Source organism: Oleiphilus sp. HI0128 (genome assembly GCF_001635365.1).
The window spans coordinates 1-505 of sequence record NZ_LWGG01000473.1 but is presented as its reverse complement, the minus strand read 5'-3'; the positions used below and the strand labels follow the sequence as shown (position 1 = coordinate 505).

At 44.6% G+C, this 505-nt stretch carries 1 protein-coding gene; it reads right to left on the bottom strand.

Annotated features, from left to right (window positions below; genetic code table 11):
- Nucleotides 1-477, bottom strand: a 477-nt coding sequence (locus tag A3763_RS05755; RefSeq protein WP_068759940.1) for a PilX N-terminal domain-containing pilus assembly protein, incomplete at its 3' end; no start/stop codon positions are given.
- Between the last annotated feature and the right edge of the window lie 28 nt (nucleotides 478-505).

Below are 505 nucleotides of genomic sequence, written 5' to 3'. Positions count from 1 at the left end.
GTACTCAATACCCTGTCGAAGTACTGTTTGTGCATTCGTTGATTCCAGCCTGCCTGTTGCAGCGACATCAAAACGTTGGGCTTTGACGTCTGTAGAACCTTCGTCGGCATCTAATGAGCTGCCGCTGCTGAGTATAACTTCACCTAAATAGGTCACCTGATAATCAGCGCTGACATCAATGGCTTCAATATCATAGCTAGTAATTTCTCCACGAGTGCCTGGCTCGCCCATCGTATCGGTAAGAGCATCCTGATTGTTGGTGAGATCTAGCAGCAGGCCACCAACTGAACTTTCAGCAGCTTGAAAGGTGATATTAGTATTTTGAGCATTCGCAGCCATTTTTTCTTGTACCAGTGATGTGCTCATGGAAGATACGCCGACTAGCGTCATAACGATTAGTATGATTAAACTAATAACGAGTGCCGCACCTTGCTGGCGTGGTATGTTATTAAGGGTTTGATGAGTTCTGGTTTTCATACTTCAAATACCACCTGATCTAAATTGT